The organism is Pseudomonas sp. JAI115, assembly GCF_014200835.1.
Classification (GTDB): Bacteria; Pseudomonadota; Gammaproteobacteria; order Pseudomonadales; family Pseudomonadaceae; genus Aquipseudomonas; species Aquipseudomonas putida_A.
Window position 1 is genome coordinate 141,262 of record NZ_JACHCY010000008.1, and the last position, 12,811, is coordinate 154,072.

Annotated in this window: 12 protein-coding genes; 8 read left to right on the top strand and 4 right to left on the bottom strand. The window is 62.1% G+C overall.

Annotated features, from left to right (window positions below; genetic code table 11):
• Positions 1-11 precede the first annotated feature (11 nt).
• The 5 genes from HDC30_RS19090 (at position 12) to HDC30_RS19110 (ending at position 4,263) form a co-directional block, all read left to right on the top strand.
• On the top strand, positions 12-455 hold the full coding sequence (locus HDC30_RS19090) for a hotdog fold thioesterase (protein ID WP_115989133.1): 444 nt from the start codon (positions 12-14) through the stop codon (positions 453-455).
• A 118-nt stretch (positions 456-573) separates the two neighbouring features.
• Complete coding sequence (locus tag HDC30_RS19095; RefSeq protein ID WP_027612315.1) at positions 574-1,380, top strand: alpha/beta fold hydrolase; 807 nt, start codon at positions 574-576, stop codon at positions 1,378-1,380.
• On the top strand, positions 1,377-2,231 hold the full coding sequence (locus HDC30_RS19100) for an alpha/beta hydrolase (RefSeq protein ID WP_027612316.1): 855 nt from the start codon (positions 1,377-1,379) through the stop codon (positions 2,229-2,231). The genes HDC30_RS19095 and HDC30_RS19100 overlap by 4 nt, the downstream gene beginning before the upstream one ends.
• Before the next feature lie 115 nt (positions 2,232-2,346).
• The gene (locus tag HDC30_RS19105) at positions 2,347-3,153 is read left to right on the top strand and encodes a DUF4892 domain-containing protein (RefSeq protein WP_115989134.1); all 807 of its coding nucleotides are present in this window, start codon (positions 2,347-2,349) and stop codon (positions 3,151-3,153) included.
• Between the two features lie 69 nt (positions 3,154-3,222).
• On the top strand, positions 3,223-4,263 hold the full coding sequence (locus HDC30_RS19110) for an AI-2E family transporter (protein ID WP_027612318.1): 1,041 nt from the start codon (positions 3,223-3,225) through the stop codon (positions 4,261-4,263).
• Positions 4,264-4,994: 731 nt separating this feature from the next.
• Here HDC30_RS19110 and xopAW read toward each other — a convergent pair.
• From xopAW to HDC30_RS19125, 3 genes are all read right to left on the bottom strand, one after another.
• Positions 4,995-5,849 (bottom strand): XopAW family type III secretion system calcium-binding effector, encoded by an 855-nt coding sequence (gene xopAW / locus HDC30_RS19115; protein ID WP_183784394.1) that lies wholly within the window; start codon positions 5,847-5,849, stop codon positions 4,995-4,997.
• Positions 5,850-6,083: 234 nt separating this feature from the next.
• Positions 6,084-7,133 (bottom strand): HAMP domain-containing sensor histidine kinase, encoded by a 1,050-nt coding sequence (locus tag HDC30_RS19120; RefSeq protein ID WP_097088488.1) that lies wholly within the window; start codon positions 7,131-7,133, stop codon positions 6,084-6,086.
• Positions 7,133-7,894 (bottom strand): response regulator, encoded by a 762-nt coding sequence (locus HDC30_RS19125; protein WP_371260451.1) that lies wholly within the window; start codon positions 7,892-7,894, stop codon positions 7,133-7,135. The genes HDC30_RS19120 and HDC30_RS19125 overlap by 1 nt, the downstream gene beginning before the upstream one ends.
• A gap of 283 nt (positions 7,895-8,177) precedes the next feature.
• Between HDC30_RS19125 and pyrF the strand changes: the two genes are divergently transcribed.
• Entirely contained in the window at positions 8,178-8,876 is a 699-nt protein-coding gene (pyrF, locus tag HDC30_RS19130) for an orotidine-5'-phosphate decarboxylase (protein ID WP_007968913.1), read from the top strand.
• Positions 8,877-9,002: 126 nt separating this feature from the next.
• Here the strand turns inward: pyrF and HDC30_RS19135 are convergent, their stop codons facing one another.
• Positions 9,003-10,007: an NADP-dependent oxidoreductase gene (locus HDC30_RS19135; protein WP_183784396.1), complete on the bottom strand. Its 1,005-nt coding sequence runs from the start codon at positions 10,005-10,007 to the stop codon at positions 9,003-9,005.
• A 239-nt stretch (positions 10,008-10,246) separates the two neighbouring features.
• Here HDC30_RS19135 and HDC30_RS19140 point away from each other — a divergent pair, with 239 nt between their 5' ends.
• Together HDC30_RS19140 and HDC30_RS19145 are read left to right on the top strand one after the other, a co-directional pair.
• A complete protein-coding gene (locus tag HDC30_RS19140; RefSeq protein WP_183784398.1) occupies positions 10,247-11,008 on the top strand; it encodes an SDR family oxidoreductase in 762 nt (253 codons plus the stop codon).
• Positions 11,009-11,199: 191 nt separating this feature from the next.
• Complete coding sequence (locus tag HDC30_RS19145; protein WP_183784400.1) at positions 11,200-12,555, top strand: PLP-dependent aminotransferase family protein; 1,356 nt, start codon at positions 11,200-11,202, stop codon at positions 12,553-12,555.
• Positions 12,556-12,811 lie beyond the last annotated feature (256 nt).

A 12,811-nucleotide genomic window follows, 5' to 3' on the forward strand; every position in this document is an offset into this window, starting at 1 on the left:
GGAAGCCTGCGATGAGCTTGTGGCGCACCACTCCGAACATCGAGCAGTTGAACGCAATCCAGAAAAACACCATCGGCGAAGTGCTGGATATCCGTTTCGAGTCCTTCGACGAGGAATCGCTGACGGCGAGCATGGTCATCGACCACCGCACCCACCAGCCTTACGGTCTGCTGCACGGCGGCGCCTCGGTGGTGCTGGCGGAAACCGTCGGTTCGATGGCCAGTTATCTGTGCATCGATGCCAGCAAGTTCTACTGCGTGGGGCTGGAGATCAATGCCAACCATTTGCGCGGTTTGCGCAGCGGGCGGGTGAGCGCAGTGGCCAAACCGATTCACATTGGTCGCACCACGCACGTCTGGGACATCCGTTTGACCAGCGATGAAGGCAAGGCCAGTTGTGTGTCGCGGTTGACCATGGCGGTGGTGCCACTGGGCGAGCAGCCGCCGGCGCGTTGAGGTCAGATGCGCCATCGCCATGACCGGACTGTCATCATTCCTGGCAGTTACGGTCATTGCTCAGGGCCGCGCTCTTGCGGACAATCAGCGGCATGTTTCCGCTCATGGATAAACCTGCATGTCGCAACCGATCTTTTTCGCCCACGCCAACGGGTTTCCCTCGGGCACCTATGGCAAGTTGTTCGCGGCGCTGGCGCCCGAGTATCGGGTCGCGCATCTGGAACAGCATGCCCACGACCCGCGTTTCCCGGCGGACGACAACTGGTACAACCTGGTCGACGAACTGATCCACCATCTGCAGCAACAGGATCAGCCAGTGTGGGGCGTCGGCCATTCGTTTGGCGGCGTGTTGCACCTGCACGCGGCGTTGCGTTGCCCTGAGCTGTATCGCGGCGTGGTCATGCTCGACTCGCCGGTGCTGACCCGCACAGACCAGTGGGTGATCCGCGCGGCCAAGCGCTTCGGCTTCATCGACAAACTGACCCCGGCTGGACGTACGTTGGGGCGGCGCGAAGAGTTCGCCGATCTCGACACGGCGCGCAGCTATTTTGCCGGCAAGACCCTGTTTCGCGGTTTCGATCCGGAATGCTTCGATGCCTACCTGCAGCACGGGCTGCATACGGTTGGCGACAAGTTGCGTCTGCGCTTTGATCCGGCCACCGAAATCAGCATCTATCGCGGCGTGCCGCACACCAGTCCCGGTCGCACTCGTCAGCTGAAAGTGCCGCTGGCGGTGGTGCGTGGCCACAAGAGCCGCGTGGTCATGCGTCATCACAGCCGATTCGTCGGGCGCCTGCCGCAGGGTGAAGCACTGAGCATGCCGGGCGGGCACATGTTTCCGCTGGAACGTCCGCAAGACACGGCGCGCCTGCTCAAAGAGCTGTTTACGCGCTGGGAGCGCCGCCAACAGAAGGACTGCGCATGAGCCCGACCTTCGAAGAAGTGCGCTTGAGCCTGCCGCATATCGAACTGGCCGCGCACTTGTTCGGCCCCGAGGACGGTCTGCCGGTGATTGCCCTGCATGGCTGGCTCGACAACGCCAACAGCTTTGCGCGCCTGGCGCCCAAGCTCAAAGGCCTGCGCATCATCGCGCTGGACATGGCCGGGCATGGGCATTCCGGGCATCGGCCCAACGGCGCCGGTTATGCGTTGTGGGACTATGCGCACGACGTGTTGCAGGTCGCCGAGCAATTGGGCTGGAAGCGCTTCGGCCTGCTCGGGCATTCGATGGGCGCGATCGTTTCGCTGGTGCTGGCCGGTTCGTTGCCGGAGCGCATCAGCCACCTGGCGTTGATCGACGGGGTGATTCCTCCTACGGACAAAGGCGAAAATGCTGCCGAGCGCATGGGCATGGCCCTGCAGGCGCAACTGGATTTGCGCGAGAAGCGCAAGCCGGTCTACAACACCCTTGATCGTGCCATCGAAGCGCGGATGAAGGGGCTGGTGGCGGTCAGCCGCGAAGCCGCCGAACTGCTGGCGCAGCGCGGCCTGATGCCGGTGCCCGGCGGTTATACCTGGCGCACCGACAATCGCCTGACCCTGCCGTCACCGCTGCGCCTGACTCAAGAGCAGGCGATGGCTTTCGTCCAGCGCATCACCTGCCCGGCGCAACTGGTGGTGGCCGCCGACGGCATGCTGGCCAAACATCCGGAGTTGCTGGAGCGGCTACCCTTTAGCCAGGAACAGCTGGCGGGCGGGCATCATTTGCACCTGAACGATGAGTCCGGTGCCGACCTTGTCGCAGACTGTTTCAATCGCTTCTTCGCCATTCCTTGACTTGCACCGGGCAACTGTCGAGGCTGGGCGGGTTGAAATGGGAGACAAACACGATGGATTTCTATACCGCTGCGCCCCCGACCCGCCAAGCCATGCCGATCCGATGAGCCTGACTATGCGGTCACTCAGTCTGTTGGCGCTGTGCTGGTTCAGTTCCGTTTCGTTCGCCGCCGACGTGCCCGGCAGCCAGGATCTGCAGATCGTGCCGCGTCTGGCCGATGCGCAGATCGTTGACTATCGCCCTCCTGTGGAGCTTGAGCGGATCTATCCGCTGGGTTCGATCCGCAAGATCAGCGGCCAGTTGCGTTTTGACGGCCAGGTCACGGCGCGCGGCCAGACCACTTCGGTCACCTACGAGTTGCCGCCTGAGCATTCCGCCACCGAAGCCTTCACCGCCGCCCGCGAAGCCCTGCAAAAGCAGGACGCCGAGTTGCTGTTCTGGTGCCAGGCCCGCGATTGTGGCGAAAGCAGCCTGTGGGCCAATGAAGTGTTCGGTAACGCCAAGCTGTACGGCGCCGACGAGCAACAGGCCTATCTGCTGTTGCGTCTGGCCGCACCGAAGGACAACACCTTGGTGGCGCTCTACAGCATCACCCGCGGCAATCGCAAAGCCTATCTGCATGTCGAACAGTTCGAAGCGGGCGCACCGTTGGGCGAGCTGCTGCCGACCTCGGCCACGCTGTTGCGACAGCTCAAAAGTACCGGTGAACTGGACTTTCCCAAGCTGACCGGCGATCCGGATGACACCTGGTTACGACTGATTTCCCGTGGCTTGAACCTCGACACCACCCAACGCGTGACGATTGCCGGACCCAAGGCCGAGGCCTGGCGTCAGGCGCTGATCGGTCAGGGGGTGCGGGCGGCACGGATGGAGGCGGGGAGCGCCGACGGCTCTGGCCTGCGCATCGATCTGTTGCGGTAAGCTGCATCGGGCGTGCACGCGCGGCGTGTTCGCCTACTCTTTGACCGACTGACTTCTTCGAGACTGTACATGCTCAATAACGATCGGCTGTTGGTGCAAATCCTCCTGCTGGTGCTGTTCGGTGCCAGCCTGTGGGTGATGGCGCCGTTCTGGTCGGCGCTGTTCTGGGGCGCGGTGCTGGCGTTCGCCAGTTGGCCGCTGATGCGTCTGCTGACCCGCTGGCTCAATGGCCGCGAATCACTCGCCGCGGCCATTTTGACCCTGGGCTGGATGTTGCTGGTGGCGGCGCCGCTGGTGTGGCTCGGGTTCAACCTGGCCGATCACGTGCGCGATGCCACGGCGTTCATCAAGGATGTGCAGGTCGATGGTCTGCCGGAGGCGCCGGTCTGGCTCGGCAGCGTGCCATTGGTGGGCGAGCGGCTGGTGGGGATCTGGAACAGCATTGATCAGCAGGGCGCAGCGCTGATGGTGTCGATCAAGCCGTATCTGGGGCAGGTCGGGAACTGGCTGCTGGCGCGCAGTGCGCAGATCGGCGGCGGGATTCTCGAGCTGACCCTGAGCATTGTCTTCGTGTTCTTTTTCTATCGCGACGGGCCGCGCTTGGCGGCATTTGTGCACGGTCTGCTGCAGCGCCTGATTGGTGAGCGTGCCGGGTATTACATCGAGCTGGTGGCCGGCACCGTGCAGCGGGTGGTCAACGGGGTGATCGGTACGGCGGCGGCGCAGGCGGTTCTGGCGTTGGTCGGGTTCCTGATTGCCGGGGTTCCGGGGGCGCTGGTGCTGGGGATCGTGACCTTTCTGTTGAGTCTGATTCCGATGGGGCCACCGTTGGTGTGGATTCCGGCCACGGCCTGGCTGGCCTGGAAAGGTGAATACGGGATGGCGGTGTTTCTCGGGATCTGGGGGACGTTCATCATCAGTGGCGTGGATAACGTGTTGAAGCCCTATCTGATCAGCCGCGGGGGGAATCTGCCGTTGGTGATTGTGTTGCTTGGGGTGTTTGGCGGGTTGATTGCGTTTGGGTTTATCGGGTTGTTTATCGGGCCTACGTTGTTGGCGGTGGCTTATAGTTTGTTGACGGATTGGAGTAAGAGTCAGGCTCGGGTTTAGGTTGGACTTGGCGGCCTTAGGGCCGACCAGGTTCCTGGGGGGGTGGGTGAATATCCGTTTTTTTGGGTGTTGCGGCTGGCGGTTTCGCCCTTACGGCGAGTCACTTTTGCAGACGCCCAAAAGTAACCAAAACGCTGGGCCCCGGCGTACGGCCCTCGCTTAGGCTCGGGTTCCTTCGTTACGGTGTTCATCCGGGGGCATCGCCTCCGGTTTGCTTCGCTGCACCTCCTCTCGATGTGTTTGGCTGCGCCAAACGGTCGCTGCGCTCCCACCCCCGGATAAACCCCTCCACTCAGCCTGCCGAAGGGGCCGGCACGGCAAGATCAAGAGCTTTCGGCGAGCTGACACTCGGCCATTGAGTGGGGCGGCTTCGCCGCGTACGGTGCATACAGTTCAAAATTGTGGGAGCCAGCCTGCTGGCGATGGCAGCCTTACAGCCGACAAATTTCCAACTGAATGCCTTCAATCCCTGTGGGAGCTGGCTTGCCAGCGATGGCGGCCTTATAGCCGACGAATTTCCAACTGAATAAACCCATTCCCACTGTGGGAGCGGGCTTGCTCGCGAAGGCGGCCTTATAGCCAAACAATCTCCAACTGAATGCACTCCATCCAACTGTAGGAGCCAGCCTGCTGGCGATGAGGCCTTCTCAACCAACTACTCTCTTCCCGCTGTACCCAAATGACCGTTCCCACACCGCTGCATGGAAACGATCACCCATCACCCCATCAACTCAAGTCGCCACATTCAGGTACTTGCCCACCGACGCAGCATTGTCGAGCGAGTACTGTTTGCTCAAGTTGGCAATCATCCGGTTCAGCGCTTCGCTGGTGGTCTGGGTGCTGGCGGTCTGTTCTTCGGGCGGGCGTTCCCGAGCTGCCTGTAGCGCCGCTTTCAGTTCGTCGCTGCTCACGCCGCCACTGCTGTCGCTATCCAACACCTTGAGCAGTGCGGCGCTGGTGTCGGTGCTGGTTGTCGAGGTGCTGTCGCTGGTCTGCAGGGCACTGCTCAGTTCGGTAGCGCTGATGTTGCCATCACCATCGGCATCCAGTTGGCTGAACAGTTCGTTGCTGGAGGCTTGTTGCGGCGGTGGTGGCGGTGGTGGGGTGAGGCTGGCGGTGAGTTCGTCCTGGCTGACGGTGCCGTCCTTGTTCTTGTCCAGGGCCGAGAAGATTTGGTTGCTGTCGGCGCTGCTGCCGGCGCTGGTCAGGCCGTTGCTCAGTTCGTCGCTGCTGATGGCGCCATCACCATCGGCGTCGAGGGCGCTGATCAGGGCGTCGGCCAGATCGGTGTTGGGGGCTTGATCCTGCGGTGGCGGTGGGGGCGCCATGGCGCTCATTTCTTCGATGCTGAGGCTGCCGCTGGCGTCGCTGTCCAGATCACCGAATTGTTTGCTCAGGTTGACCAGCAGGCCATCGTCGGACTTCTGCGACAGCGCACTTTTCAGTTCGTCCTGGTCCACCGCGCCGTCGCCGTTGCTGTCGAGTTTGGCGAACAGCTGCTTTTGCAGTTGTTGGCTGCGGGCGTTCTGGGTGGAGGTGCTGCTGTTGCTGGTATAGCTCGTGTAATTGCTGACGCTACCGATCATGGGCTCACTCCTTGGACTGTAAAACCGGTGGGTGTACCGGCTTGTGTAGACTCAAGGGGCAAGATGTCCTGGGTGTTTTGGCTTTGTACCGGTGGGTATACACGATGGAGTGAACACCACTGAAACCTGTGGGAGCGGGCTTGCTCGCGAAGGCGGCCGATCATTCAACACAGAAGTCGACTGACACACCGCTTTCGCGAGCAAGCCCGCTCCCACGGTGGATAGGTGTGTTACTTAAGTGCGCGGTAGGCGGATGATTGCGGTCAGGCCGCCGCCCGGGGTTTCTTCCAGATTCAACTGACCACCCAGACGCTGCGCCGCTTCACGGGCGATGGTCATGCCCAGGCCGACGCCGCCGGAGTTGCGGTTGCGCGAGCCTTCCAGGCGAAAGAACGGTTCGAACACCGCCTCGCGCTTGTCTTCGGCAATCCCCGGGCCGTGGTCGATCACGCGGATCAGCAGTTGCTCGCGTTGATCCTGCAGTTCGATGCGTGCCTGTCCGGCGTAGCGCAGGGCGTTGTCCATCAGGTTGTTGATGCACGAGCGCAGCGCCATCGGCTGCACCTGCAGCGGTGCGCAATGGCCGCTGACTTCAACGTCTGCACCTTGATCCTGAGCGTTCTCGCACAGCGATTCGACCAGCGCCTGCACGTCCATCAACTGCAACGCTTCGCTGGTGCGCTGTTCGTGCAGGTAGGTGAGGGTGGCGTCGAGCATGCCGATCATGTCGTTGAGGTCTTGGCGCATCTGGCCTTGCAGTTTTTCGTCGTCGATCTGTTCCAGGCGCAGCTTCAACCGCGACAGCGGAGTGCGCAGGTCGTGGGAGACGGCGCCGAGCATTCGTGCTCGCTGCTGCACCTGTTCACGAATGCGTTGTTGCATCAGGTTGAAGGTGTGCGCCGCCTGTCGTGCCTCACGCGGGCCGGACTCGTCCAGCGGCGGGCTGTCGAGGTTTTCGCTGAGGCGTTCGGCGGCATCGCTCAGGCGCTGGATCGGCCGGGTGAGCAGTTTGGCACCGTACCACGCAGCGATCATCAGCGAGATGAACTGGAAAGTCAGCGGCACCAGCGGCCCGCCGAACCACGGACGCGGCGGGCGATGGGCGAAACGTGGATCCGGCGGCGGCCGCTGACCGTCGACGCCCGCGGCAAATTCCGGCGGGGGTGGCGGCGGGGGCGGGCCGTAGTGGTGAAACCAGGCAAAGGCCAGCAGGTGCGCCAGGACGATCGCCACGAACAGCATGCCAAACAGGCGGCCGAACAGCGTGTCGAAGCGCGCTCGCATCAGCCGATGTCTCGCGCGTCGAACAGGTAACCTTCACCGCGCACGGTTTTGATCAACTGCGGGGCTTTCGGGTCGTCACCAAGTTTTTGCCGCAGGCGCGACACCAGCAAATCGATGCTGCGGTCGAACGCTTCGATCGAACGGCCACGGGCGGCATCCAGCAGTTGTTCACGGCTGAGTACCCGGCGCGGGCGTTCGATGAAGACCCAGAGCAGGCGGAATTCGGCGTTGGACAGCGGCACTACCAGGCCATCGTCGGCGATCAACTGCCGCAGCACGCTGTTCAAGCGCCAGTTGTCGAAGCGGATGTTGGCGCGCTGTTCGGTACGGTCATCGCGTACCCGACGCAGGATGGTCTGGATCCGCGCCACCAGCTCCCGTGGCTCAAACGGTTTGGCCATGTAGTCGTCGGCGCCCAGTTCCAGGCCGATGATGCGGTCGGTGGGTTCGCAGCGGGCGGTGAGCATCAGGATCGGGATGTCCGATTCGGCGCGCAGCCAGCGGCACAGCGACAGGCCGTCTTCGCCGGGCAGCATCAAGTCGAGCACCACCACGTCGAAATGCTCGGCCTGCATCGCCTGACGCATGGCTGCGCCGTCGGTGACGCCGCTGGCGTGGATGTTGAAACGCGCGAGGTAGTCGATCATCAGCTCGCGGATCGGCACATCGTCATCGACGATCAGCGCACGGATGCTCCAGCGCTTGTCGTCTTTCTGCTCATCAGTCACGGTGGTCTGGGTGTTGTGCATGGGGCTGTTCATCTGCCAGTAGGCCGCCAACCACAAAGATGGGCTGCGAGGTGGTGGTTTCAGCATAGGCGTCCTGCCGTGAGGCGGGAAGTGCTGATGTAAGGACGTGTTGCGGCTGGCGAGGCTAGCGCGGGCGCTTGTTGGCGGCGTGTCGGTTGTGTATCGGGTTCGACACAATAGCCGCGAGCGCTATGCTGATCACGTTTGCGGCGACGAATTACCGATCATCGGGTGCCGCGCCGCCGCCGCTTCCGCTACAATGCGCGCCGATTTCGACTTGCCTGAGAGCCCATCCATGTCCGCCTGCCAGACTCCTATCATCGTCGCCCTGGATTTCCCCACCCGTGACGCCGCACTGAAGCTGGCCGACCAGTTGGACCCGAAACTGTGCCGGGTCAAAGTGGGCAAGGAACTGTTCACCAGTTGCGCCGCGGAAATCGTCGGCACCTTGCGTGACAAAGGCTTCGAGGTGTTCCTCGACCTGAAATTCCACGACATTCCCAACACCACCGCGATGGCAGTGAAAGCCGCTGCCGAGATGGGCGTGTGGATGGTCAATGTGCATTGCTCCGGTGGCCTGCGCATGATGGCCGCTTGCCGTGAAGAGCTTTCCAAGCGCAGCGGCCCGCAGCCGTTGCTGATCGGTGTGACCGTGCTGACGAGCATGGAGCGCGAGGATCTGGCCGGTATCGGTCTGGACATCGAGCCGCAGGAGCAGGTGCTGCGTCTGGCTGCGCTGGCCGAGAAGGCCGGGATGGATGGTCTGGTGTGCTCGGCGCTGGAAGCCACTGCACTGAAGTCGGCGCACCCGTCGCTGCAACTGGTGACCCCGGGGATTCGCCCGGCGGGCAGTGCGCAAGATGACCAGCGCCGTATCCTGACCCCGCGTCAGGCGCTGGATGCCGGTTCCGATTATCTGGTGATCGGCCGTCCGATCAGCCAGGCGGCGGATCCGGCCAAGGCACTGGCGTCGGTCGTGGCCGAAATCGCCTAAGCAACACCGAAGATCCAAATGTGGGAGCGAGCCTGCTCGCGAATAGGGCGTGTCAGTCGAATTCCTTGCCGACTGATCCACCGCTTTCGCGAGCAGGCTCGCTCCCACATTGGTTTCTGAGTGGTCTTAGATTTTCAGCACCAACTTGCCGAAATTCTCCCCGCTGAACAGTTTCATCAGCGTCTCCGGAAAGGTCTCCAGACCTTCGACGATGTCTTCCTTGCTCTTGAGCTGCCCCTTGGCCATCCAGCCGGCCATTTCCTGCGCGGCACCGGCGTACTGCGCGGCATAGTCCATCACCACAAAGCCTTCCATGCGCGCACGATTGACCAGCAGTGACAGGTAGTTGGCCGGGCCTTTGACCGCTTCCTTGTTGTTGTACTGGCTGATGGCGCCGCAGATCACCACCCGGGCTTTCGGCGCCAGACGGCTGAGCACAGCGTCGAGGATCTCGCCGCCGACGTTATCGAAATAGACATCAACGCCTTTCGGGCACTCACGCTTGAGTCCGGCCAGCACGTCTTCGTGCTTGTAATCGATAGCGCCGTCGAAGCCCAGTTCATCGATCAGGTATTTGCACTTGTCGGCACCACCGGCGATGCCGACGACCCGGCAGCCTTTGATCTTGGCGATCTGTCCGGCAATGCTGCCCACTGCCCCGGCAGCTCCCGACAACACCACGGTGTCGCCAGCCTTCGGTGCGCCGACGTCGAGCAGGGCGAAGTAGGCGGTCATGCCGGTCATGCCAAGGGCGGACAGAGACACCGGCAGCGGCGCCAGTTTCGGATCGACTTTGTAGAAACCTCTGGGTTCGCCAAGGAAATAATCCTGCACGCCGAGGGCGCCGTTGACGTAGTCGCCGACGGCAAAGCCCGGGTTGTTCGAAGCGATGACCTGGCCCACGCCCAAGGCGCGCATGACTTCACCGATTTCTACCGGCGGGATATAGGACTTGCCCTCGTTCATCCAGCCGCGCATGGCCGGGTCGAGGGACAGGTATTGGTTTTTCACCAGTATCTGACCAGCGCCCGGTTCGCCGACTGGGACTTCCTGGTAGGTGAAGGTCTCACGGGTCGCAGCCCCCACCGGGCGTTTGGCGAGGAGGAACTGGCGATTGGTCTGACTGGTCATGGCAGGCACTCGAACTGAATGAAGCCTTGTTGATAGACCCTCGAGGCCAATGCTGCAAGGTCGGCTGATGTGGCGAATGCGCAATGATCCAGTGCAGTGATAGTGGCCCACAGGCTTTTATCACTGCGACGGATGAAGGCATAAACAGCCTTCTGATAGTGCTGACTCGGGACGGGCCCCGGTGACTATGCTGCGAGTCTGCAAATCCCTCCTGCATCTCTCCCTTCGAGGACATAACAATGAGCATGACGTTTTCCGGCCAAGTGGTCATAGTCACCGGAGCGGCCAACGGTATCGGCCGGGCGACCGCCCAGGCGTTCGCCGCCGAAGGTTTGAAAGTGGTGGTGGCCGACCTGGACACGGCAGGGGGCGAAGGCACCGTGGCGCTGATTCGTACAGCCGGCGGCGAAGCGACCTTCGTACGCTGCAACGTTACCGTCGAAAGCGAAGTGAAGAATCTGATGGACGAGGTGATCAATACCTACGGTCGCCTGGACTACGCCTTCAACAATGCCGGGATCGAAATCGAGCAAGGCAAACTGGCCGACGGCTCGATGGACGAGTTCGACGCGATCATGGGCGTCAACGTCAAAGGTGTGTGGTTGTGCATGAAGTACCAGTTGCCGTTGTTGCTCGCTCAGGGCGGCGGGGCGATCGTCAACACCGCGTCGGTGGCGGGCCTTGGCGCGGCACCGAAGATGAGCATTTATGCGGCGTCGAAACACGCGGTGATCGGCCTGACCAAGTCGGCGGCGATCGAATACGCGAAGAAGAAAATCCGCGTCAACGCCGTGTGCCCGGCGGTGATCGACACCGACATGTTCCGTCGCGCTTACGAGGCTGACCCGAAGAAAGGCGAGTTCGCCAACGCGATGCACCCGGTGGGGCGCATCGGCAAGGTCGAGGAAATCGCCAGCGCCGTGCTGTATCTGTGCAGCGATGGCGCGGCGTTTACCACCGGTCATTCCTTGGCCGTGGATGGCGGCGTCACGGCTTTCTGACGCCGAGTGGCAACACTCTGGAACCCGCCTCAGTGCGGGTTTTCCTGTTGCTGGGCGCCAGTTCCGTTAAACCGCTAAACAATGTGTATCAAACGGTTAGAACGGCTGCTTTTGACGGCGTTGTCGCACAGCCTGAGCGACGCGGCTGTGATTTACTGCCGCCAGCAAAATGGACAGGAGTTTGCGTGCTCATGGAATTGAGAATTGACCGACAGGCAATGGTGCCGGTCGTACAGCAGATTGTTGATGGCATGACTGAGTGGATCTCGCGAAGCGGTGTGGCGCCGAGCACGCGTTTGCCCTCCGTCAGGCAGATTGCGCGCTCCAATCTGCTGAGTCAGTCGTGTGTGGCAGAGGCCTGCGAACGGCTGGTGGCGCAAGGCGTTCTGGCCCCGCGTCAGGGCGCCGGGTTCATGGTGGCCGCGCAGGAGGGCCGTGGGGTGATCGGGATTGACTGCGGGCAGGCACACGGCGGGTTGAAACTCGGCGAGGGAGGCTTGCCGCAGAGCTGGCGTGAATCCGACGACCTGAGTTATGCGATCCGTCAGGTAGCCCGTACCGACATGGCGAGTCTGTTCAATTACAGCAGCCCGCTGGGGCTGCCGGCGTTACGCGAGCAGATCGTCAAACGCCTCAGGCTGATCGGCGTCGAGGCTCTGGATGAACAGGTGCTGACGACCTCCGGTGCGAGCCAGGCGCTTGATCTGCTCGCGCGCACATTGTTGAAGGCCGGTGACTGCGTTGTCGTCGAAACCCCGGGCTATGCGCCGCTGTTCGAGCTGTTGCGCCTGTACGGCGTGCAGTTGCTGGAAGTGCGCCGCACGCCGAGCGGGCCGGATCCCCAGGCGCTGGAAGCACTGTTGCGGCAGTTCCGGCCGGTCGCGATGTTCATCAACAGTCACCACCACAATCCCACCGGCTCTTGCCTGACACTTGGCGTTGCCCAACAGATCCTGCGGTTGTGCAACGCTCACGATGTGCGAGTGATCGAGGACGATGTCTACGCCGACCTGCACAATGGCAATGGCACACGCTTGGCGGCACTCGATGAGCGAGTGATCTATGTCGGCAGCTTTTCCAAGACACTGAGCAGCTCGCTGCGCGTCGGGTTTGTCTACGCCGAGCCAGCGCTGATTGCGCGGCTGGGGCGAATCAAGATGATCAGTAGCATGGGCGCTTCGAGTTTCAATGAGGCGGTGCTGACCAGTCTTCTGGCCAATGGCGCCTATCGCAAAATGGTCCAGCGCCAGCGTCAACGGTTGAATACCGATCGGGTCGCCGCGTTGCAGGCGCTGGAAGACGCCGACTGGGAGGTCTTCGGTAAGCCGTGTGGCGGCCTGTTCATCTGGACCCGTGCCCCTCTGGGCGATACTGGCCGCTTGCACAGTCAGGCGCAGTGCAATGGTGTCAGCCTTTGCGACCCAGGGGCCTTCAGTCCGAGTGGCGAACCCAGTGAGTGGCAGCGGATCAACGTGGCCTATGCCTGTGATCCCAGGGCCCGGCAGTTTTTTCGCAGTACCGGTGTGAATCGACCTCAAGCGTTCTGAAAACGACGCGTGCGTAGCTTTTTGCCATTATTCCGTCGCCAGAGACTTGTGCTGCTCCATGGCCGTTGCGAATCTTCGGCAACAGACTTTGGCAGGGGGCTTCGCGCAATGATTTCCGCCGTGCAAGGACGTTTTGCCAACCTCGGTATGGCGAAGAAACTGGGTATCGGGTTCGTGCTGGTGCTGCTGTTGACTGCGCTGGTGGCTGCCATTGGTGTCTGGTCCCTGCAGACCATCAGTCAGCGCTTCGATGGAC